This is a genomic window from Edaphocola aurantiacus, assembly GCF_019797745.1.
GTDB lineage: Bacteria > Bacteroidota > Bacteroidia > Chitinophagales > Chitinophagaceae > Edaphocola > Edaphocola aurantiacus.
In genome coordinates this window covers 108,052-131,610 of record NZ_VOSI01000002.1, presented here as the reverse complement: position 1 = coordinate 131,610, position 23,559 = coordinate 108,052, and the positions used below count along the sequence as shown (strand labels likewise).

Below are 23,559 nucleotides of genomic sequence, written 5' to 3'. Positions count from 1 at the left end.
ATGTCAAATCATATTGCATCATTTAAATGTATTCAGCGCATTGCTGCATGGCTTATGCTATTCCTTTTCGGAGGCTTGTTTACGGCACAGGCGCAGACCTACCGTTTCAAGGAGCGTGAGGCCAGTATGGTCCGTACCGCCCTGGAGATCAAGCAGCATAACGGTTTTCCTGACACCATCACAGTAAAGCAGGATAAGTGGGATGAGATCGTGGCTACCGGCAGCAGCTGGACCAGCCGTTTAAAGTTCAAAAGCCTGCAGTCTTATGTGCGCTTTTATGTAAATCATGCCTCGCCCTACCAGGTAACACAGCCTTATACGTTCAAATTGACGTATAAGTTACTGGGGTATACCAATCCGCTGGATACAACAGTATACAGTACGCATTACGATACCCTGGTGATCAGTTATAAGCCCGATTCTCTGGCCGCCTTCCAGGATCAGAATGTAAAACGCTATACCGGCTACCACAGAATTAAAGTGATCATGACCGGCCTGTATGAATTATCATCCGCTGGTGGCACACCAGTGCCGGTAGATATGAGTACCAACGGTAACTTCTATCGCTTCAACTTCAATGTGGAAGGAGCTGTTACTGTACAGCCTTACCATAAACAGGTGCGTGCGGCTAATAACAGCCTGGTGAATGTATATGGCAATGGTGCACCAAACCTAAACTCCGGTAATGATGCCCCGGTTAATGATTACCTTCCGGTACGCTGGAACCTGCAGGGCAACAGCCTTACAAATAACCTGGAACTGACCCCGGTCAATTATGAACTGGAATGGACCTATGTAGATAACTATACGGTAAACCCCGAGACCGGTGTGGTGGGTGAGAAAAGCGCCGCAGCACTGGACTATAACTTCAAGTATAACGGCACCCGCGTAACAGTTGATAGTAACTATTACAAAATACCATTAGTATACCAGAAAGGTTACCTGGTATATCGTGTACGTATGGTGCGTCCCGATTCTGTGTACTATCGTTATCCTGTATACGGTAACTGGAATCTGGCAGAAGCCGGTACGGTTTCTTCACTTGCTACAACCAACTATTATAAGATTACTGCTCCGCATAATGGCGATAGCCTCAACTGGCAGTATACCATTTCCTTTGCCGAGCAGGGCAAGTACAAGCATGTCATGAGCTACTATGATGGTATGCTCAAGAACAGGCAGAGCATAACCCGCTTCAACAGCCAGCCCAATAAACTGATTGCCACAGAACAGGTATACGATTATGAAGGAAGGCCTTCGATCAGTATCCTGCCGACACCAGTTACCACCGATGCCTTCAGGTACCAGTATAACCTGTCGCTGAACCAGAATACCAATGCGCCCTATAAAGCCGCAGACTTTGATAATAATAGTATGTACAGTTGTCCGGACGATCCGGTTATTCCACGCCTGTCTGATAATGCCTTGGCCAATATTTATTACTCTGCTCTGAATCCCAATAAACAAGGGTTTCAAAAATTTGTACCTGATGCCGGAGGCTATCCGCTGGTACAGACGGTGTATTCTCCCGGTTTTGAAGACCGTGTAGATAAGCAAGGTGGAGCTGGAGACAGCCTGCAGATAGGCTACAAACACTATACTAAAAACAATTATGTAAGTGGTGATCAGATGGATTTGAACCGTTTGTTCGGTTTGAATGTGGGTTTATCAGGCTTTTACCGTAAAACCGTTGCACAAGACCCCAATGGACAATACTCCCTGAACTATACCGATTATAAAGGACATACTGTAGCCAGCTCCCTGGTGGGTATTCCTGATACTACTCAGCTGGCCCTGATGCGCAATGCCAATGTGCCGGATACCTCTTCATTCACAGAAGACCATATGGCCGGTATGCCGCAGCAGCAGGTGGGCATGAGCCGCATTTTCGAGAAATCCTATTTCAACGATGTAGCCGGAAATAATATGGTACAATACCTGGCCACCTTTACGCCATATGCGACCTTTTGTACCGGAAAGTATCTTTCACTAGAGGCGAAATTTAAATATTCCATCATAGATGAGTGCGGAGATTCTGTAGCATTCCTGCCGCGTTACGGCATTCTGGGTGAAAGCCGTGTAGTGACGAGCCCTGCCCCGGTATCCTATGCAGATGCGCCGGTATATCCCTTCCTGAAGCCCGGAGCTTACCAGATCCAGAAAACGATGACATTCCATGCCGAGGATATAGAAAAAGTCGTGGATGAGTTTATCGCGATGAATGATAACTGTATGCGCACCGAACAGGATTTCGTTAAGGAAGAAGTACTGTCTAAAGATTATCCTTGTCCTCCGGAGAAAAGTGATTGTGATTTCCGCAGACAGAGTATGAAAGATGAGCTCTGGCCTAACTTTAATCACAGCAATACTATACGTAAGTACGGTTATTATAATGATAGCTCAGGAGCATTCGTGAGCAATAACAATTCAATCTTCACCTTCCTGCCTTATAAAGTAGTACAGCACTCTTATCTTGACGATGGTGGTAATCCTGTGTATTATGACAGTACTTATTATCATCACCGCTACCAGGATACCTGTCTGGTACACCTGCCGGATACGGTAATCCGTTTTGGTCATGTGTATACCAATCTGCAGGACCTGCCGGTAGATACCTTTATTGCAATCTTTAATGATGATATTGCCGAGGCTTTACTGCCATTGCACCCTGAGTATTGTAACCTGCAGAACTGTGCCAACGATCCTTTTGCCAGCACCCTGAATAATATGCCTGATGCGGTTACCGCAGAGCAGATGGGCTTACTGCACCTGCAAGATGTAATACAGGCCGATCCTTTATTCAGCCAATTGCCCCCGTCATTTGCCTCACCTTATGACAGCCTGGCGCGCTTTGCGTTTTCAGGTATGCTCATCGATTCCCTTGCGATGATTAAAGCTTACTGCGGCTGCGATGACCCTGTCATTTTTGAGAAATGCCGTATCGATTTCCAGAACGAAATTGTCGGTAATGTGATTAATGGTGAGCATGTGAAGGAAGAGTATTTTATTATGATGCGCAACTTGTACCTGGCCAGTCGCCAGCGATTCAAACAATATCTTGATCCACAGTTCGGTGGCATCAACTGTGCGCAATGTCAGCCGGTACGCATGACCCTTATCCCGCCGGCAATTTATCCGCCAACTAATATCGTAACCAATCCAACCAGTAACCCATGGGGTGGGGGTGGAACCGGTGGCAGCACCGGCGGCAATATTTTCGGAATCAATACCGCTGCGCTGAGTAACCTTTCACTTAACTACCCGGATAGCTTCGGAAATCAGTTGCTGCAACTGTTTCATTCCTTTGGTAGTACCGCAGACAGCCTGGCCATGGCTGCACAGGGCATCTACAACCAGGGCAATACCCTGCTGAACAACGGAGCGATCAATCACATTATTGAAGACTTGCAAAACTGTGCCGATTCGGCAAGCCTGCAACCGGTACGTACTTATCTGCTGGATCTGTGTGCCAATGGATTGGCGCAAATGGGGCATTTTACCCCGGATCAGATCCGCAATGCCCTGGCTTTTGCCAACATTCCGCTGACAGATCTTTGCCATCCGTACCTGATCAATTATGACTATTTAAACCAGACCAATACTTTTAATTTCAGTTGCCGTACAGAGACCTTCTATGATGATGCGACGCAGGCTCTTAACAGCACACCGTATAAATCTGCCCTGAACAGTCCGTTTATAGAATACAGCACCACGCTGAACAGCAGCAATACTTTTGAGCAGCCGATTATCGGCAAGCTGGGTAACACCAGTGTGAAAATACAGAGTACCTATGATGTGAGCAATCAGGCATACATTCTGCATCTGTATAACAGTGCCATGAGTGATGCCAATGCCGTTCGTTTTTATTTTAAAGACAATGGTGGTAGCTGTCAGTACCCCTTCCAGTTGTCCGCAGGGCAGAGTCTGAGTCTGGAAGTGCTGTGTATTAACGAGCATGAACCCATCGACAGTTTTTACAAACTCAATGTAAAAGGCGCAGTAGGCTTGTATGCCTTCTCTGTCAATGCAGTAAAGACTTCTGCATCCGGCAGTGTAAGCTGTCCGGTTATCGCCTGGAACAACACCGTACCGATGAATGATGAAGGGATCAGTAATATCTCGGATTGTATTCCTTGTACCGAAATGTATAAACTGCACCAGGCCTTTATGGATACCATGAACCTGTTTAATATCCATGAAGTAGATCATCCTTACTACGAAAAGTCGCTGCGTAATTTTATGAATTATACGCTCAAGCGTTCTTATGGTGGTTATGATTATTTGCGCTTTATGGAAAGCTGTGCGCTGGCCGATCATCAGCCGTTGCCGTTACAGAATGCTTACGCAAGTTTATTGTTCACCTCTCCTACTGCAGCACAGTTATTTCTTCAAGGTATTGGACAGATCGATACAACAGTAGCCTTTTGGCCAACACTTAGATATATAACTAATGTCAACAATCAGGAATGGATACATATTGATTTAAATACCGTCCCTCAATCTTTATGGAAAACGTATAAAGACTACATTACAGCTTACTCCACCGATGTACTTGTCAAACAGGTTAATGTCCCATTTCTTGATGTTGCACAGCAAGCAAGTTTGATTAGTTATATACTCACAGCTTCCGGACCTTTGTCGTCAGGGGATGTTACGGCTATTCAATCCAATACAGGTCTAGAGTTTAACTATTGGCCGCATGGCATCTTAAGCATATATAATGGGATCAACTACCAAGCCAATAATGTAGCCTATTTAGTATTACCATCTGGTATGTCCATCACAGATGCAGGACGTAAACTGGATTGGGTACAAAATTATTTAAGGCAGCATAATATTGTCTACACGCTGCTTAACCGTTATGCAAGCACCGTCGACAACCAGTACTATACCTCTGAAAAAACGGCCTACCTGGGTCGTGTGAATGGTATCCTCAACCTGAGCCGTCGTCGTGCATTAGACAGCCTGGAGACTGCACCACTGATTGCTGGCCTGCCGGTATTCAATGGCAAAGTCCTGAGTTACGGAACCTATACCCGCCCCAATGATGTAGAAAACCTTTACATCGTAGATCCGGCAACCGTTACCAACGGTACGCAGTTCGGTGTATTACAAACCATACTGGATGGCGTAAAAACTTACCTGGGTGGCAATAAACTATTCTTCTCGATCGGTAATACCCGTCAGGTATTACCGGCACAGAAACTGACGGCATACCGCTGTGGTGATGAAAGTTTCTGGTTCCGCTATTTCGGCGTAAATGATACTTTATATAACGTATACCTGAAGCCGCCAAGCTTTATCAAAACCACCGAACTGGCCAACTATACCGTAGCCGGTATAGAAGTGATGCCGGGCGATGAGCACAGCAATGCTTTCAAACTGGTGATGTATAATCCTTCGGCACCGGTACAGTATGTTACCGTAAAAGCCTATACCGACTTCGTCATCGGTAATAATAAAAAGCTCAACAATGTACTGTTGGCTAATCCGCTGACACCGAATGAAGAAGACTCTATCATGAACTGTGAGCGCATGAAACTGGAAGCCGCAGTATATGAAGGAAAAGTACGTTACCACCACTATCGCGATTCCGTACGCAGCCAGCTGATCGGAGACTTTACCGATTATGTAATGCACAATGGCGTGACCGAGAAGCTAACCACCAGCTACAAAACACAGCGTTTCAACTATACCCTGTATGAGTATGACCGTGCACAGAACCTGATCCGTACCATTCCGCCGGCCGGGGTAAAATACCTGGATGTAAACCTGCTGAGCCAGGTGAATACCGAGCGGGAAAATGGTAGTAATGCGCCACAGTACCTGCCCGAACATAAAAAGGCCAGCCAGTACCATTACAACTCCCTGAACCAGGTGGTGGATCAAAGCACACCGGACGGAGGCAAAACAGAATTCTTCTACGATGCTGCAGGGCGCATGATCTTCTCTCAGAACGAGAAGCAGCGCGAGAGCGGACGTATGACCTATACCCTGTACGATGAGCAGAGCCGTATTATAGAAACCGGTCAGGCCAAGGTCGCCTGTGCACCTTACTTTGTACCACTGCCATCGACTACCATACCAGCCACTTATACCTGTGCCTACCTGGTGAATGGTTTACTGACACCATTCCCACCGCAGGTGGCCAACCTGAAAGCCTATACAAACAGTACCATCGTCAGCTATGTGCGTGCACTGGCAAGAGAAGAGGTGGTCATGACGCAGTATGATGATCCTGCATTGAACCTGGCCGCACAAGCCGGTATGAGCGCACAGGACAACCTGCGTAAGCGCGTAGCCGCGATTAAATACTTCGATGCATTGGCTGCGAATAACCAGGGTACCAGTAATTACGATTATGCGATGCACTTCAGTTACGATATCGCCGGTAATGTCAAAACCCTTACACGGGATTATCCGTCATGGGCTGCCGCCAACCAGCGCTTCAAACGTGTAGATTATGACTATGACCTGATCAGTGGTAAAGTAAACCTGCTGAGCTATAACCGTGGCTTTGCCGACCAGTACTACCAGCGTTATGGATACGATGATGATAACCGCATTACCAATGTAGAGACCAGTGCCGATGGTATTGTCTGGAACCGCGATGCCGGCTACCAGTACTACGATCATGGTCCGCTGGCCCGTATGAGCCTGGGGCAACAACGGGTACAAGGCGTCGATTATGCCTATACCATCCAGGGCTGGCTCAAAGCTATCAATGGCGATGTACTTAACCCGGATAAGGATATGGGAGAAGATGCTATAGGTAATAGTGTACACGGACGCGATGCCGTAGCCATGAGTATCGACTACTTCAAAGGTGATTATAAGCCTATCGGTGATACCATTGTGACCTTTGCCGCTACTATGGGCAAGAACCTGTACAATGGTAATATACCGCGTACCAGCACGGCCATCAAACCATTCGAAAACCTGAGTGCGACCTATACCTACGATCAGCTGAACCGGCTGATGCGTGCCCAGTATGCAGAATTGGCGGGCGATGGTACCCTGACCCCGACCAACCGCTATAAGAACAGCTATAGCTATGATGCCGATGGTAACCTGCAGCAACTGACCCGCAATGGTAATAACAACAGCCTGCTGCAGATGGACAGCCTCATCTACCGTTACACCGTAGGTAATACGGACAACCGCTTGCAGAATGTAAATGATTACGTAGCCAATAACTATACGAATGACATTAAACAAAATACGGTAAACAATGTATCGCGCTACCTGTACGACCGCACCGGTAATCTCGTGAAAGACCTGGTAGGTGGACAAGATACCATACAGTGGAACCATTATAATAAAGTAAACTACGTGGTACAGGACGATGATGACAGCACCGCGCTGCGCTTCGCCTACGACGGATCGGGACAGCGTTACCTCAAGACCAATACGATCAGCGACCATGATACCACCATCGAAAAAGGCGAGTACTATGTACGCGATGCGCAGGGTAATATACTGGCCGTATATAATGCCGAGACCCGCTATGAAGTAAGTGCGGTAACGGTAATGACCAATATCCTGAACTATACCATAGGTCAGGCCGGTATTGCCAATACCCTGGGCAATTTTATTGTACCGACTTATGGTAACAATGGCGGCTTCCAGCAGTATATGACCAATATGGGCGCTACCCTGAACTGGGGTAACAACCAGATTGGAGCACATTCGCCGTCATACTTTATGCAATATAGTCCGGCGGTGTATGCGCAGTTCCTGGCCCATCCGGATGGACAACAGGATATATACGCGTCTATGGCTGATTATAGTAAGGCCAATAACGACCCAATACTGGGGCCGGCACTGGAGCACTATCTGTTGTATCGTCCAAATGAAGAATATGATTACGCGCGCACCTCAGAATTTATAAAACAGCTGTACAGCCCGGAGATGGATACAGACGCGCGGTACAATGCGGTAAGCTATCTGACCAATATGGGTAACCAGGCAGCCGTTGCCGCACTGTACCAGTCTATCGAGATAGATTATGATGGCAGTAATATGCTGGAGACTATAGATCGCTTAGACCATGCCGTAAGGGATGGGAAGGTAAACCTGGACAAGCTGAGTGAAAACTTCTTTACACTGTTTGTTACAGATCCGGATGCTGTGGGTGACCTACGTCATTACCTTAATGATATCAGTACGGATGCGAGCATCAATGCTCCGACTAACGGCACTGTCTTTGCGAATGTGATCAATAGTACTTATCAGACTGCTATGGTGGAGAGTGGCTACCAGCCATCATTCGGTAGCTTTATCGATAACTGGCCGCCTGCCCAGGACATGATGATGCAGCAGAGTAATACGCAAACGCTTTTGTCCGCGGTATATGCGGAATCTCCGGGCACATTTGTGAGTGGTTTGTATGCCGAAACGGGAAATAGTACTGGCCTGCTGGTCAATGGTATCCTGAATACAACAGGCTATACTGTAAACTGGCAGTCCATGCTGGCTACCCTGCAACAGAGCATGACCATGCAGGTACCGACTACCGTGTATCAGGATGCGCTGAAAGCACAAGACCTGTACCTGTCTTCACATCACCTGTACGGTAGCAGCCGACTGGGAACCAAAGATTACCTGTCTAAGCAGGTGTACTCCAGTATAGACCTGACCGGCACGCAGGCGGTATATGATACCACCTTACTCAGCAGCCGCAGACCATGGTACAGTGCAGAGTACCAGGACATCATTGGCGGTAATTCCACCACCCCATGGGGTATGGCCGACCAGGGACACTTTGCCGTGAACCATAACATTGGCCAGAAACAATACGAACTAAGCAACTACCTGGGCAATGTACAGGCAACGGTAAGTGATATGCCGTTCATCAAACGTGAACTGATACCAGGCACCGATATCCTGGCCCCGGTTAAGGAACCGGCGCTGGTGAGTGCCTACGATTATTATCCCTTTGGTATGCTGCAGCCGGGACGTTATGTGAGTGATACCACCAGCCAATGCCTTACCGTAAGCCGCAACCGCTGGGTCACCACCTGGATCAGTTATTGCGTACCGGCCTGGTCGCCGAGTTATTATACCGAGCTGGGTACTGCAACCGCGACCCTGCTGAGTAATAATACCCTGCTGAATGTAAATTCCATCAGCCTGAATGACGGGGTGAGTCTCATGCAACAGGTGACTCCCGGAATGGTAAATACCGTATCTTTGGATATTGCCAGTCTGGATAAGACTGATGCCAATGGTGCCATTGTACAGGTAGTGGAGCAAATAGGTAGCGAGAATGTTGTATTGGGTAGTATGTCTGTGAAGACTTTAGGTACCCACCGTATCAACTTTACCCCAACCGGCTCAGCCGTGCAGTTATGGATTTTAGGCCCATATGATATGATCCTGAAGCCAACCTGTTATACCTACCCGGTGACCACACAGGAAACCTATTTAGTAGATATCTGCGATGAGAACAAGGATCGATATAGATTTGGGTTTAACGGGCAGGAGAAGGTGAATGAACTGGCGGGCATTGGTAACCATAATACAGCGTTGTTCTGGGAGTATGATACGAGATTGGGGAGAAGGTGGAATTTGGATCCAGTTCCACAAATATTTTCAAGTGATTATTCTGTACTTACTAATAATCCTATATTGTATAATGATGTTCTTGGTAATACCGCTCAAAAAGTTGTTGATAATACAAATAAACAGGTTACTTATACCGCAAATATATACCTTTATGCAGGGGAAAGTGTAAGCAATGGCGAAATGAACTCTGTATATCAAGAAACGACAAAAAGTTTTAAAGAATTATTGACGTCGCAAACATTTAAACAAACAATCAATGGGGAATCATATGATGTCAAATTTGATGTTAGAGTCTTTACTGTATCAAAAGAAATGGCTAATACATTGGCCAAAGACAATAAATCTCTTGCTAACAATTTTGTACGTGTTGATAAATCTGATAGAACTTCTTTTTTTAATCTAGGCCGTAATTCAGGAATTTTTACTACAGGCGACATTATAGGTAAGAATAGAAATAACTCAACAGTTGTGCATGAGTTTTTTCATGGAATGGGCTTAGATCACCCTTTAACAAAATCAGATATTGTTGGCAGAACAAGCTATAATTTGCCAAAGTTAGGAAAAAGTTACTGCCCTGACCCTAGCATAATTGCACCACGTGGTGTGAATTATAAAATAATTAACTATGTATATAAGGATCTAAATGCGAATGCTACCTTTATACAGATGGATCCAAATAAAAGAAGAGTAACACAGAGTGACGTAAATCAGGTGTTCAATACATATAAAAATTTAAAAACAAATAATAGAATTTATGATTTCTACCAAAGGTAAATTGCTGGTATTGGGTCTTTTCTTTTTTAGTTCATGTATTTCAGATAAGAAAATCGATAATATTGAGACGGCAATAAAATATTTAAAGAGCAAAGAGAATAGGGGTGTTAAAATTGATGAATTAATAAAGCCTTTAAAATATATAGAAATCGATACATTTAATAATAGTGATGGCAGTACTACTTATAATTTATTATTCCAAAGCCAGTATATATATGAGGATACATGTTTTTTAATAATTGAATATAATAGAATCAATGAAAGTGTTATCGATTTCTATAAAAGATGCCAATAGCGGGGGTAATGTGGTGAGGGAGGGTAATGTATCAAAAGTGTTGATATTTGTCGAAATCCTTACCCGTATTATATTTCATATTTTGAATATTGTTTTTTATTTAAAAGCGAGGCAATCATTTAGGTTGCCTCGTTTAATTTTAAACTAAAAATGAATATTCAGAATGTCCTGATCACAGGCATGTGTATTAAAAGTGTTGATGAAAAGAAGATGTGTATTTATTGCGAGGGTCAATGTGTTAAGAATGGTAAGACCAGGTCTAATAAACAGAGGTTATTATGTCGGATTTGTAATCGGACGTTTTTGACTTCTTATCGAAACATAGCTTGCTATCCTGCTTTAAATACCTATATCATTAAATTGCTAAAGGAGGGTTGTGGTGTCCAAAGTATTGTAAGATTATTACGTATTTCATCTGCTACTCTTATAAAGAGAATAAAAAGCCTTGCTGATAACTTAAATAAGCGTGTATTACATTTCCATCATCAATATGAAGTAGATGAACTCTGCACTTATGTGGGTTGCAAAACTAACCGTATTTGGATTGCGTATGCCTATTGCCGGGAAACGAGATCGGTAGTTGATTTTGTGATCGGGACCAGAAGCAAATTAACCCTGGAACCTTTGATTAACAAGCTCTTGAGCACTGTGCCAAAGCAGATCTATACAGACAAGCACCAGACTTATGCAAGCCTCATTCCCGATAGCATTCATAGTACGAAATACAGAGGAACGAACCATATAGAAAGAAAGAACCTAACGCTAAGAACTCATCTCAAAAGACTAAGCAGAAGAACGATCTGCTTTAGCAAAAGCCTGGCTATGCTGCAAGCCACTTTAATGATCTATTTCTTTGGGTAGAATCAATATCTTTGGATACCTCCAGCATGGTACAGAACGGCGATGATGCAACGATTATACAAGCTGTAGAGATGATTGGATCAGATACTGTGGTGTTGGGCAGTATACCGGTTACCGGTAAGGGTACTTATCGTATCAGCTTCAAACCAACTGGCTCCAGCGTACAACTGTGGGTACTGGGGCATATGATATACTGCTGAACCCTACCTGCTATACCTACCCGGTTACGACGCAGGAAACCTACTTGGTAGATATCTGTGATGAAAACAAAGACCGATATAGATTTGGGTTTAATGGTCAGGAGAAGGATAATGAGTTGAAGGGAGTGGGGAATTCTATTAATTACAAAGCGAGAATGCAAGACACTAGAGTTGCAAAGTTTTTAAGTCTTGATCCACTATCACAAAAGTTTCCTATGTTAACACCTTATCAATTTGCAAGTAATAATCCCATTCTGAATGTTGATTTGGATGGTCTAGAAGGTGTATCTTATAGGGTGGTAAAGCTCATGCCTAATGGATTTAAACTTCCAACACAAAGAGTAATAGAAACAGATGTTTATGTAGCTGTAAATAATAATGGTGCGAATGGGGCTTACACTCCAGCTGATTATGATAAACTTCAATTTGCAATGACTCGAAAGTATAATGAAAATATTACCTTTGATGAAGCAGGTCTTCCGATAAAATTTGTTTTTAACTTCAAGACATATGATCCTGAGATATTAAAACAGCAAAATCCATCGTCTAAAGATGTAAACAAGGACTTTGCAGATAAAATTGCTACTGAGACTAGTACGCTTTCAAATTTTAGTTTTAAAGGATCTAAGTCACCTATGAGAACATATAAAGGAGTCGTTCTATGGAATGACAATTCTCTTCCCCTTGATCAAAGAGGGAATAGTATTGGAAATCAAAATACTGTAAATCCATTGAGGGGACAATATCAATTCGGTCGAGCGGAAAATCATGAGATGACTCACTTTTTTCTTCAGATGGCAGGTGCTTCTAATGAGTCTCCTGATACAACTACAAATAAGGATCATGATTTTGGGGGTTGGATGACTCCTAATGATGATAATCCTGCAACAAATAGATTAGCGCCTGGGGCTGTAAATAAGATAGTAGAATCAGTACCAAGGATAGATGATCAAATAATTCCACCAGTGCAAACAGGAGGTTAGTTATAATTTTATACATATGAGAATTGTTTTTATTTTTTTTATTTTAATGGGGTTTGATGCAACATGCATGAATGCCCAGCTATTAGCTAAAGTGTCTGTTGAAGATGGCAATACATTCGAAAATAGTGGAACCTTATATTACTGGGTTACAGAAGAATTTTCGTTAGATTCATTGTGCAAAATTAAAAGGTTCTCTCAGAAGAGATTATTTGAAGTTTGGGGAATACCAATATCGGATGGTGGTACATGTTGCGATTGTTTTGAAGTATTAAAAGGAAAGTCCAAGTTCATAATATCTGCATTATTTACTAACAATAAAAGTAATTTACTTCAGCAGTTTTATGTTAAAAAATATTCTTCAAAATATAGTATACAAGTTACATTTCTAAGAGTTTCAAAATTCGACTATTGTAAAACAGTTTTAAATCAAGGCTATTTTAATTCTATAAATGCGGAGTTTCAGGAGATGTGTACTATTACAAGCAAAGATTTGACAATTACGAATCTTACGTTGGTAGATATGTTATATATAAAAGAAGTTAAAAGATTGCTGAATAAAATTAAAAGGTAGTTGGAATGGGTAGCGTTCTATACGTCATGTTACTTATTTATATGTTTACTTAGTTGAGCGTTATATTACGAACTGATTTTCTTAGATAGAAATGGAGGCCTATATAGGCCTCCATTTTGTTGCTTGAAAGGGATAGCAGTCTATTTTATTGCATCGCTTTACCTTTAGTGTTCACTTCATAACTTATAGGAATAGTATTCCAATAGTCACTTTAATAAATATCTTTGGATATTGCGAATATGGTGCAGACGGGCGATTGTGCGACCATTATACAGGCTGTAGAGATGATTGGTTCAGATGCAGGAGTGCTGCGGAGTATGTTGGTTATGGGCAGGGGTACCTATCGTATCAGTTTTAAACCGACAGGCTCAAGCGTACAGCTGTGGGTACTGGGCCCATATGATATGATCCTGAAACCAACCTGCTATACCTACCCGGTGACACACAGGAAACCTATCTGGTAGATATCTGTGACGAAAACAAGGATCGATATAAATTTGGATTTAATGGACAGGAGAAGGATAATGAGTTGAAGGGTAAGGGAAATAGTTACGATTTTAAATTTAGGATGTATGATAGTAGATTAGGGAGATTTTTGTCTCAAGATCCCCTAATGAAAGTTTATCCCTGGAATAGTGTATATGCCTTTGCAGAAAATACACCAATTCAGTCTTTAGATTTAGAAGGTGCAGAAAAATATCATTACACGCTAGGTTTTAATAAATCGGGTCAATCACATATAAAGACCGAATGGAAAACGGATTTGATTGAAAGAGTATGGAGTTGGAGTGATTTCGGATATAAAACTGTAAGAAATCAGAGACAAGAGCACGTTATTCACACAGGTCGTTTCCACACTGGAGCGGTGAACGGTTATCTTTATAATGAAGAAATTACTTTTAATTTTACTGGTACTGTAGCAGGTGCGAGAAAATATGCGGAGAGTATTACTCAAAAGGATGTTAATGATAGAGTTAGATTATATGAATTTGGAGATAAGGTAGCTGCGGGAATGCAGAATGTTGCTGAAGAGAGTTTACATGGTAGTGGTTTTGGAGCATTACGAGAAAACACCTTCAGAAAAAGTGCAAAGGCAAGACTACGAGCTGAAATGCCGCATTCGAACGAATTCAAAGCTCCGTTAATATCAAAGGATCGGCAGGGCTTTAAAACAAATGGACGATATCGTTTGGATGCAGAGGGGCAGATTAAACATACAAATGGAGACTATACTTCCGGGAAAAGTCAATTTAGGTCTGGAGTGGATGCCGATAAAGCTGTTCTGGATGCGGCTGCTTATGCAGATGCAAATGATTTGTGGATTGGAAATAAAGCAAAAGTTTATGTTAATGATGGGGTAGTTGGATATTCAAATGGTCAACCAACACAATGGCTAAATATTTATAGAACAGATAAAGGAATGGTTCATGGTGCCCCGACTGCAACACCTGGAACTGTAAAATAAAATACTATGGAAAATATTATTAATTTGTCAAAACTGATAATTTTGTCCCAAGCAAGCAAGGATTTAATTTATGATTTGCATTTTTGTTTAAGAGAGTACGCAGATTATAATAATTTCGATTTGGATTGGGATGTTGATGATGGAGAGCAATGGGGGAGAGTTCTTTCCGCAAAGGAACAAATTGTGCTATTTCATTCCAAGCTGCCGATTGTTTTTGTACAAAGTTCTTTTAATAATCAGCTTACAACATGGTTTGACTTTAAGGAAATAAAATTAAAAGCAATTTCTATTGCTGATTGGAAATCTAATATATACATATTTACATCCCAAGATATTTTAGATAAAATATCTTGGGATTCTTATAAATTAGGGGAGAGATTCTCTATTAATGATTTGTGGTATAATACAGTATAGGGTAATGGTAGTGGGTAATACATCAGGTAGTGCATCAAAAGTGGCGTTTTGGTATTTTGCTACTATAAACATTTGATAATCAAAGCATATTTCGTATTTGTAAAAATAAGTAGGATAAGGTTGTACCTTATCCTACTTATTTTTATGCGCATAAACTGCTTTGTATGATAAAGATTGTGCCCTTGTGTATCATAAATGGTGCTACCCAAAACTGTAAATATTGCCATGCACAGCATGTTATAAAGAACGGATTTACTAAGAGTGGATCACAACGTTATAGATGTAAGGAATGTCAAAAACGATTTATTGGAAACTATAAGAATCGTGCTTGTTATTCGGGAACGAAAGAAAGTATAATTGCCTTAATTAAAGAAGGCTGTAGTATCCGTAGTATTTCGCGGCTGCTAAGCATATCCTGTAATACGGTACTAAAAAAGATTCTTTTCTTATCATAAACTGTTTGCAAGCCAATGCTCTACTTTGGTAAGACGTATGAAGTGGACGAACTCTGCACTTATGTGGGGTGCAAAACTAACCGTATCTGGATTGCTTATGCTTATTGTAGAGTAAATCCGTTGTTGACTTTGTGGTTGGTGCCAGAAGTAAGATAACGTTGCAACCATTTATAGACAGGCTTTTGCACTCTGCTCCAAAGACGATTTATACCGATAACATCAGACTTATACAACACTTATTCCTAAGAGCATTCACAGTACAGAACGCAGGAGCACAAACCATATCAAACGCATGAGCCTTACATTGGGAACACACTTAAAGAGATTGAACAGCAGGACGATCTGCTTTAGTAAAAGTGCTGCTATGCTGCAAGCTCTTGCCAGATGATTTATTTCTTTGGAAATAATAGCGGGGTGTTTGAGAGTGTAAAATAGATATCTTTGGCTAGTATAAATTGACAATGTACCATTAGTATGAAGGGCTTTATAATCAGGAAAGAATTCGATAACAAATACCTGGGAGTAGATAGTTACAACAATCAGGAATGGATAAAGTATATTCCTGATTGGAACACACAGCAGCCAGATGAGGCTATTTTAATCAATGACGCATTTGAGTGCTATATAAGTAGCCAGATAGGCTTAGGTATTGTTCAACGTTTTCATGAATGGATGAAACAAAAAGAGGAGTATAAACAATCAAAACTATTGTTTTTTCAGAGCAATGAGGAGGCGGTCTCGATGCCTGATGGATATGTTTTATTGGGCTATGATGTAGCTTTTATAGAAGATCCTGAGTATTGGTCCACTGACTATTTTTATTCAAGTGTGTACCATGAATTATGCAATAGTCGCATCATTGCTGTCCATGATTCTATGCACACATTCAGGAATAAGCTGAATGAAAGTGGATTATTTAATAATTCCGAATCCGCAGCTTCATATCTGAAATGCAGAAACGAACTGTTTATAATGGATCTGGATAATCTATTCGAAACAGCATATGATAAAGCTTATAATGTTGTTAGGATTATGGTGGCAATGTAATTTTCAACTTTTGATATTAAGATATGGTGCAAATAGAAAGATTGAGTCTGCAAAAATGTATAATGATATTAATCAGGAATAATTGCTGTATATTCTTTCTGATAGCAATTGTACAATTTTCTTCCTGTATATCGGCTGGGACACATGGTTCTATTAAAGCATATCAATACAACGTATCAAAGAAAGAATTAGAAAAAGCTGTACAGTATGTTATGGATGGTAATCCTTTAATTATAAACGATACTGTAAAGGATTATTACAATGATGATACCAATTATCTGACACTTGATATTGTTTCAAAAGACAGCGCTATATATCGCTATACCATTCGTTATTATGGTGGGTAGGAATATTGGGATACTTCAAAATTAGCAGGAATTTTTATTTCTTATGCACATGATGCAAATGGGAATGGCGGCAGTGAGGGGAATGGAGGTGTAAAATGGTATCAGTTTAGAAAAAGAAAAAAACTGACGGATCCATTTGGAAAAGAGATGGTCTACAAGATTGACAGCTTACTTCACATGAAGCATACCGAAGAGTAGAAAATGTCTCAAATCATTTTGGAAGGCAAAAAGGCTTTTGCATACCACTTGAAAAATGTAAACAAATAATTGTTACTCAAAATTATTTCTATAAAGAGAAGACGCTGTTTTTATCTGGTCATATTCTTTCAACTACTTTATTTAGGTATAGCAATAATAGGCTCCATCAAATATTGTAGACTACAGGATATAATTGATACACGCGAGCCCATTAATTATCAGGTAATAGGAAAAAGGGAAGTTTATGGAAGGGGTATGCGTTATGAAATGAAAGTTGATTTTGCCTCTAAAGTATACAATGTGAATATCACTTCTTCGACATACCATGATATGGATAATGGGGGTGCTACCAAAGCTATACTACAATCCGCTTGAAGATAAAGTATTTTCACAATGGACGGTCCGTTTTTTCTTCAGGGTTAGTATAGTGTTTTTAGTGCTGTTTATGGGTGCTTCCATTTTCGTTTTAAGGCAGATAATCTGAATTTCGTAAAGATCCAGTAAGGATTATATTTGTGATTTATTTAAAATATTTATCTAATGATATCCAGGCTAATGCTTATTGTGTGTTTATTGAGTGGCTTCTTTTCTGAAATATCCGCTCAGGAAATTAGTTTACTGGACCGCGGGCAGATATTAAAGAAAATTGGCCAGGAGTTATTTAGAAATAATTTTGATCTGCTTATTAAAAATTCAATACCTGGGAAGGCTTATATTGTTGTCGATCCTGTCTCAAGTGAAGAATCTATTAGAATTGAAGATTCGACAAGTGCAGCTATGAAGCTTTTTATGCACTTCAGTGTTGACCGGCAGATGGATATTCTCAGTTCTTATGATTGGCCTATCTTTCCATTGCCAGATTCGTTATATATATGGGATAAGTCTTGTTTGATAGCGCAAGATAAGGATATCTGGCAATTAAGCAGCGATAACCAAAATGCAATTTGCATAACAAGCAAAAATATAGATGGACAACAAAATATGCTTATTTTGGATACGATGTCGCAAAATCAAAGAGGTATTTTTGTCCGCTTTTATGCTACTTCCCTGAAAGATGGAGAGTATATAATCTTCCGTTTAGATAAAGGCAACTTAGGCTTTGATCGTGTGAAGATTTGGGGAATGCTATGTAATACCGTAGATGATAAAAACATCTATTAATGAATTTTATGTGTAAACTTCTGATTGTTTTGTTAGCATTAACCTATAGTGCACAGTGTCTGGCTTCCAAATCAATACTACTTTCTATTAATGATAGTCGGACACTCGAATTAGCTAGCGCTTATTACAACAAAATAATGCTTCGCAACTTTGCACATCAAGGCTATACCATACATTTCCATAGCCTGGATTATCGGCAGGTCAATGACTCCGTCTATTATGTAAAGCCCAAAGGTAGTGGCGGAACGATTGAAATCCTCAACGAATCGGATAGCACTGAGGTGGTATCTTTTAATCTGAGCGTGGTTACGAAGTTTGTGATCCCTGACATTAAATTTAAACTCGGGTACAGGGTACTTGAACTGGGGACAATGGTCTCTCCAAAAACCGATTCCTTTTATTGCGAGTCCTCTATATTAAAAGGGCATGATTTCGAAGAATTATATTACCGTATCACTTCGTATCATTTTTCTATTTACAGAGAGGGTACATGCATTTATACCACATTCAATGAAGGTAACCGATTGTCTGAGCCTGTTAAACAGGCCATAGGCCAGGCAAGATATAAGGATAGGTTTATCTTAACCGACATTAAGGTCACAGATAATTACGGCAACCTCTTCACCATTCCTGAATACCGTGCTATGTGCTGCTACTAGGCCTTTCTCCCTTAACCTACATTCATAAAACTCCCCTTCCTCTTCCTCCAAATGTAATTTTTTGGTCATATCTCTGTCACGACGTACCATTACTTTGCGAATTGTGCAACCTTTGCAGCCAAAATTGCCTTGTGCGCATACGCATGTCCAAAAAGTACTTATTGTTTTTATTATCCCTGATGCCCCTGGCGCAGGTAAATGCCCAGGATAACCAGGATGATAAAAGAGAAAAATGGCAGTCGGGATTAACCCCTGCCCAGAAACTGATCGCTAATTCAGGAGAAGATCTGCTGACCGGCGGTAATGCCGGAGAAGCATCTACCGTTATCTCCGGTTATGGCGAAATGTCCTTCCGCAGAGATGTGGCCAACCAAAGCTCAAGAGCCAGCCTGGATCGTGTGGTCCTCTTTGTAGGACACCAGTTCAGCAGCCGTGTGTCTTTCTTCTCCGAACTTGAAGTAGCTGATGCCCGTGTAGAGGGAGGCTCCGTACTGGGAGAGATTGGTATGGAACAGGCGTTCTTACGGTATAACCTCAATCCCCGTCAGTACCTGATTGCGGGTCTGATTACCCCCCGCATCGGGATCACCAACGAAAATCACCTTCCGATCAACTTTAATGGTACCGAGCGTCCGATGGTGGAGCAGCTCGTGATCCCAACGACCTGGAGAGAGCTGGGTATCGGGTATTACGGACAGATGAGCCGTTTCCCTATTGCATACTCTCTGGCAATAATGAATGGCTTCGATGCCTCTAAATTCCAGCATGGATTTGGTATCGGTAAAGGCAGCGGTGGCGGACAGTCGATTGCTGCGAACAGTGTTGCCGTAACGGGTTCCCTGCGTGCTTACCTCGGCGATTTCCAGGTACAGGTATCAGGCTACTACGGCGGCTCCATCGGAGAGAGCCCTTATATGGCCGATAGCCTGGGTATAGAACATGGTATGTTTGCCGCACCGGTTGCCCTTGGTGAGGCCAATGTACAATACTCCCGCGATGGCTTTAACTTTAAGCTGATGGGGTCTTATATTCATTACCCCAAAGCAGCAGATGTCAACCGTACATTTGCCAACAATACACCTGAAAGCTTATATGGTATCTATGCCGAGATGAGCTATGATGTGTTGCACAATGCACAGCAGCGTGAGGCTACAGACAAAGCACTGGTGGGATTTGTACGCTATGAGCGCCTGGACCTGAATGCCCGCATCCCATCTAATGGTATTATCGATGGCACCCTCAACCAGCATCATGCGATTGCTGGTATTGGCTTCTTTCCTGTACCGAATGTGGTGGTTAAGGCTGATGTACGCTATACCCATACAGGAGAGTTTAATAAGAACTTAATGATTAATCCTGCTGCACTGGTTCGCCCTTATGCACAGGACAATTATACCATTTCAGTAGGACTGGGTTACGCATTCTAAATACAAAGGATTATGAAGGAAATGAACAGAAGAGACTTTCTCAAATGCAGCGGAAAAGCCTGCGGAGCCCTGGGTCTGGGCCTGCTGCTGGGCAGCAACCTGCTGCAGTCCTGCGCATCCGGCTTGTCTGTGATGAGGGTCAGTGCAGAAGAGGGCTTTGTAAGTCTTCCCCTGGCGCAACTTGATCAGTCGGCCTATACCATGATCCGGGTAAAGAATTTCCCTTTTGATATAGGTGTACAGAAAACCACAGATGGAACCTATCAGGCCTTGGTACTGATGTGTCCGCATGCCAATCAACCCCTGACCAAAACCGGTTCCGGCTATATGTGTACCATGCACGGTAGCAAGTTTGCCAAAGATGGCGCCTTACTGAAGGGCCCTTCCGCGAAGCCTATGACCAGTCTTCCGGTAGAAACAAAAGGAGATCAGCTACTGATCAGAACTGCAGCCTTCCACTCCTGATACACCAAAACACAGAATATTCACTTTTTAAATATCCCATATTATATGAGCACAAAATACTTGACCAGATCGCTGGGTATCGCTTTACTCTCCGGAGCAGTACTGATGACCGGTTGTAAAACCAAAGAGACCAAACCGACAACGCAGACCTTCGCCGAAATGGAGCAGTCTGTACTGAACGATTTCGTATCAGTAGTTGGTAATCCTTTGTACGCAAAATTTGAGACCCTTGCCGCTACCTTAAAAACAGCGGTACAGAACCTGGCCAATAATCCTACAGACGCTAACCTGGCGGCTGCGCGTACCGCATGGAAAGACGTACGCGTGATCTGGGAGCAATCTGAAGGGTTCCTGATCGGGCCAGTAGATGACCTGAACTACGATCCTTATATGGATACCTGGCCAACGGACCATAACGCAATGGACAACCTGCTGACCAGCACTACACCAATCACCGTATCTTATCTGGCTGGGCTGGACGATCCGGAAAATGCATCTGAGCTTACCCTTCGTGGCTTCCACCCGCTGGAATACCTGCTGTGGGGACTGAGCGGAAACCGTACTGCAGCTTCTATTACAGCGAGAGAAAAAGAATATATGGTTGCCCTGGCAGAAGATATTCATAACAACGTAAGCGCGTTAAAATCCAGCTGGTTACCAGGCTCTATATATTTCGGAAATAAACTCATCACTCCGGGAAGTGGTAATGATGTGTTTGCCAACAAACGCGAAGCGCTGGAGGCACTGGCCAATGCACTGATCGATATCTGTGGTGAAGTAGCAGACGGTAAAATGCTGGAGCCATTCGAGCCGAATGCAGATAGTACTATCACCGAGTCACCATATGCACATAACTCTGTTGCCGACTTTAAGAACAACATTATCGGAGCACGGAATGTATATACCTGTACGTTCGATGGCAAAACCGGTAAGAGCCTTAGCGACCTGGTGCGTGCGAACAACAGCGCTCTGGATCTGGAGATCAAATCGAAATTCGAAATAGCTATTCAGTCATTCGATGGCTTTACCACTACATTTGAGCAGGCGATCTACCACCAGAGACCACAGGTGCAGAACACACTGGATGCCCTGAATTCCCTGAAAGGATCAATCGGAGACAAACTGGTTCCGTACCTGACACAATATGTGAAGGACTAAGCCTTTAAAGGCACATTATACGAATCTTAAAGGCAGGTCAATCCCGCCTTTAAGATTTTATCATTATAGTAAATATTAAGACAATGAAGAAAGTGCTTGTCGTAGCCATGATCCTATCCCTCGTATTTACAGGAGTGGTCTGCAAAAAAGCGAGTACATTCACAGACGAACTGTATGATGCCCGGCTCTCGGGTGGCGCAGCGACTGTATTCCTGACCAATGCCAAAGCATTCGGATCTGCAGTACCCGGTCTTTCCGGCTGGGATAGCTATATACACGATGTGGGCGATAAACTGTTTGCACAGACATTCGTTTCCGCACCGGCACCACACTTTCAGGGCCTTGGAGGTGTGTATAACAATGTGTCTTGTGTAAGCTGTCACCACAATGACAGTAAAGGTATTCCTACAACCGGTCTGGTCAATTCCGGTCTGCTGACCAAGATCAGTATTCCCGGAGAAGGAGCCAACCGCGCACCACTGGAAATACCAGGCTTCGGTACGCAGCTGCAGGATAAAGTAACGGCGGGTAAAACTGCAGAAGGCAAGATCAGTATCACTTATACGGATAAAGTATTTACCTATCCTGATGGTACTACGATTACCCTGCGTAATCCCAGCTACAGTATCGTCACCCCGTATGCCACCTTACCGGCCAATTACCTCATGTCTGTGCGCCTGGGCCCGCCGGTATTCGGTTTAGGCCTGCTGGAGATGATTCCGGAGTCTACGATCCTGGCCTTGGCTGATGAAAATGATGTAGATGGTGATGGCATCAGCGGTAAACCCAATTATGTCTGGAATCCGTCTACCAATAAAGTAGAGCTGGGGCGTTTTGGACTGAAAGCCAATAACCCGACCCTGCTGGTACAGGTTGCCGGGGCATACCACCAGGACATGGGCATTACCAATCCGGTATTCCCTAAAGAAGCCTGTTATGGCCAGCCACAATATGATGAAAGAGAAGATGAGCCGGAGATCAGCGACAGTATGCTGCGGGCTACGGTCTTCTACATACAGTCACTGGCAGTACCAGCACGCAGAGATGTAACAGATGCAACGGTACTGCGCGGACAGCAATTGTTTACCCAGCTCAAATGTGCAGGTTGTCATACACCCCTGGTACGTACCGGTGTAGATGTTCGCTTTGCTACATTATCCAATCAACGGATACAACCCTTTACCGATCTCTTGCTGCATGATATGGGATCCGATCTGGCCGATGGCCGTCCGGATTATCATGCCAGCGGTACAGAGTGGAGAACGCCACCTTTGTGGGGTATCGGTTTATTGCCGCGGGTAAACGGTAATGCCGCCTTCTATCTGCACGATGGCCGCGCCAGAACCCTGGAAGAAGCCATTATCTGGCATGGAGGAGAAGCCGAAAAATCAAGACAGCAATTTGCTCAATTAAGCAAGACTGACCGCGATGCGCTGATTCGCTTCCTGCAATCTTTATAAAAAGCACAGATCATATCCTGTACGCATGATTATAGACAATACTTTAAGTCCT

At 42.8% G+C, this 23,559-nt stretch carries 17 protein-coding genes and 1 pseudogene; all 18 read left to right on the top strand.

The genetic code is table 11. The features are described from left to right. The 18 genes and pseudogenes from FTD44_RS05270 to FTD44_RS05190 all read left to right on the top strand — a co-directional run bounded on the left by FTD44_RS05270 (position 1) and on the right by FTD44_RS05190 (position 23,507). Positions 1–10,341 (top strand): RHS repeat domain-containing protein, encoded by a 10,341-nt coding sequence (locus FTD44_RS05270; RefSeq protein WP_222165496.1) that lies wholly within the window; start codon positions 1–3, stop codon positions 10,339–10,341. After that, complete coding sequence (locus FTD44_RS05265; protein WP_222165495.1) at positions 10,322–10,636, top strand: hypothetical protein; 315 nt, start codon at positions 10,322–10,324, stop codon at positions 10,634–10,636. Before FTD44_RS05270 ends, FTD44_RS05265 begins: the two co-directional genes overlap by 20 nt. Positions 10,637–10,786: 150 nt before the next feature. Next, positions 10,787–11,497 (top strand): IS1 family transposase, encoded by a 711-nt coding sequence (locus FTD44_RS16225; protein WP_222165494.1) that lies wholly within the window; start codon positions 10,787–10,789, stop codon positions 11,495–11,497. Between the two features lie 11 nt (positions 11,498–11,508). Further along, positions 11,509–11,697, top strand: a complete 189-nt coding sequence (locus tag FTD44_RS05255; RefSeq protein ID WP_222165493.1) for a hypothetical protein — start codon at positions 11,509–11,511, stop codon at positions 11,695–11,697. Positions 11,698–11,741: 44 nt separating this feature from the next. Continuing rightward, complete coding sequence (locus FTD44_RS05250) at positions 11,742–12,680, top strand: RHS repeat-associated core domain-containing protein (protein WP_222165492.1); 939 nt, start codon at positions 11,742–11,744, stop codon at positions 12,678–12,680. Positions 12,681–12,696: 16 nt separating this feature from the next. Continuing rightward, on the top strand, positions 12,697–13,251 hold the full coding sequence (locus FTD44_RS05245; RefSeq protein WP_222165491.1) for a hypothetical protein: 555 nt from the start codon (positions 12,697–12,699) through the stop codon (positions 13,249–13,251). Between the two features lie 224 nt (positions 13,252–13,475). Beyond that, entirely contained in the window at positions 13,476–13,715 is a 240-nt protein-coding gene (locus tag FTD44_RS05240) for a hypothetical protein (RefSeq protein WP_222165490.1), read from the top strand. Next, the gene (locus FTD44_RS05235; RefSeq protein WP_222166061.1) at positions 13,673–14,716 is read left to right on the top strand and encodes an RHS repeat-associated core domain-containing protein; all 1,044 of its coding nucleotides are present in this window, start codon (positions 13,673–13,675) and stop codon (positions 14,714–14,716) included. Before FTD44_RS05240 ends, FTD44_RS05235 begins: the two co-directional genes overlap by 43 nt. A gap of 6 nt (positions 14,717–14,722) precedes the next feature. Next, on the top strand, positions 14,723–15,130 hold the full coding sequence (locus FTD44_RS05230; protein ID WP_222165489.1) for a hypothetical protein: 408 nt from the start codon (positions 14,723–14,725) through the stop codon (positions 15,128–15,130). 164 nt (positions 15,131–15,294) lie between these two features. Beyond that, complete coding sequence (locus FTD44_RS16265) at positions 15,295–15,585, top strand: IS1/IS1595 family N-terminal zinc-binding domain-containing protein (protein ID WP_449505911.1); 291 nt, start codon at positions 15,295–15,297, stop codon at positions 15,583–15,585. A gap of 235 nt (positions 15,586–15,820) precedes the next feature. Next, positions 15,821–15,973: pseudogene (locus tag FTD44_RS05225) on the top strand (IS1 family transposase); the annotation flags it as partial. A gap of 86 nt (positions 15,974–16,059) precedes the next feature. Then, positions 16,060–16,632 (top strand): hypothetical protein, encoded by a 573-nt coding sequence (locus FTD44_RS05220; RefSeq protein ID WP_222165488.1) that lies wholly within the window; start codon positions 16,060–16,062, stop codon positions 16,630–16,632. Positions 16,633–17,717: 1,085 nt separating this feature from the next. Next, a complete protein-coding gene (locus FTD44_RS05215; RefSeq protein ID WP_222165487.1) occupies positions 17,718–18,338 on the top strand; it encodes a hypothetical protein in 621 nt (206 codons plus the stop codon). 137 nt (positions 18,339–18,475) lie between these two features. Then, a complete protein-coding gene (locus FTD44_RS05210; protein ID WP_222165486.1) occupies positions 18,476–18,997 on the top strand; it encodes a GldM family protein in 522 nt (173 codons plus the stop codon). 161 nt (positions 18,998–19,158) lie between these two features. Next, the gene (locus FTD44_RS05205; RefSeq protein ID WP_222165485.1) at positions 19,159–20,424 is read left to right on the top strand and encodes a hypothetical protein; all 1,266 of its coding nucleotides are present in this window, start codon (positions 19,159–19,161) and stop codon (positions 20,422–20,424) included. Positions 20,425–20,436: 12 nt separating this feature from the next. After that, entirely contained in the window at positions 20,437–20,889 is a 453-nt protein-coding gene (locus FTD44_RS05200) for a Rieske (2Fe-2S) protein (RefSeq protein ID WP_222166059.1), read from the top strand. Between the two features lie 45 nt (positions 20,890–20,934). Continuing rightward, positions 20,935–22,047 carry an imelysin family protein gene (locus FTD44_RS05195; RefSeq protein ID WP_222165484.1) on the top strand — a complete coding sequence of 371 codons (1,113 nt, stop codon included), beginning with the start codon at positions 20,935–20,937 and terminating at the stop codon, positions 22,045–22,047. An 83-nt stretch (positions 22,048–22,130) separates the two neighbouring features. Continuing rightward, a complete protein-coding gene (locus tag FTD44_RS05190) occupies positions 22,131–23,507 on the top strand; it encodes a di-heme oxidoreductase family protein (RefSeq protein WP_222165483.1) in 1,377 nt (458 codons plus the stop codon). The last annotated feature ends 52 nt before the right edge of the window (positions 23,508–23,559 follow it).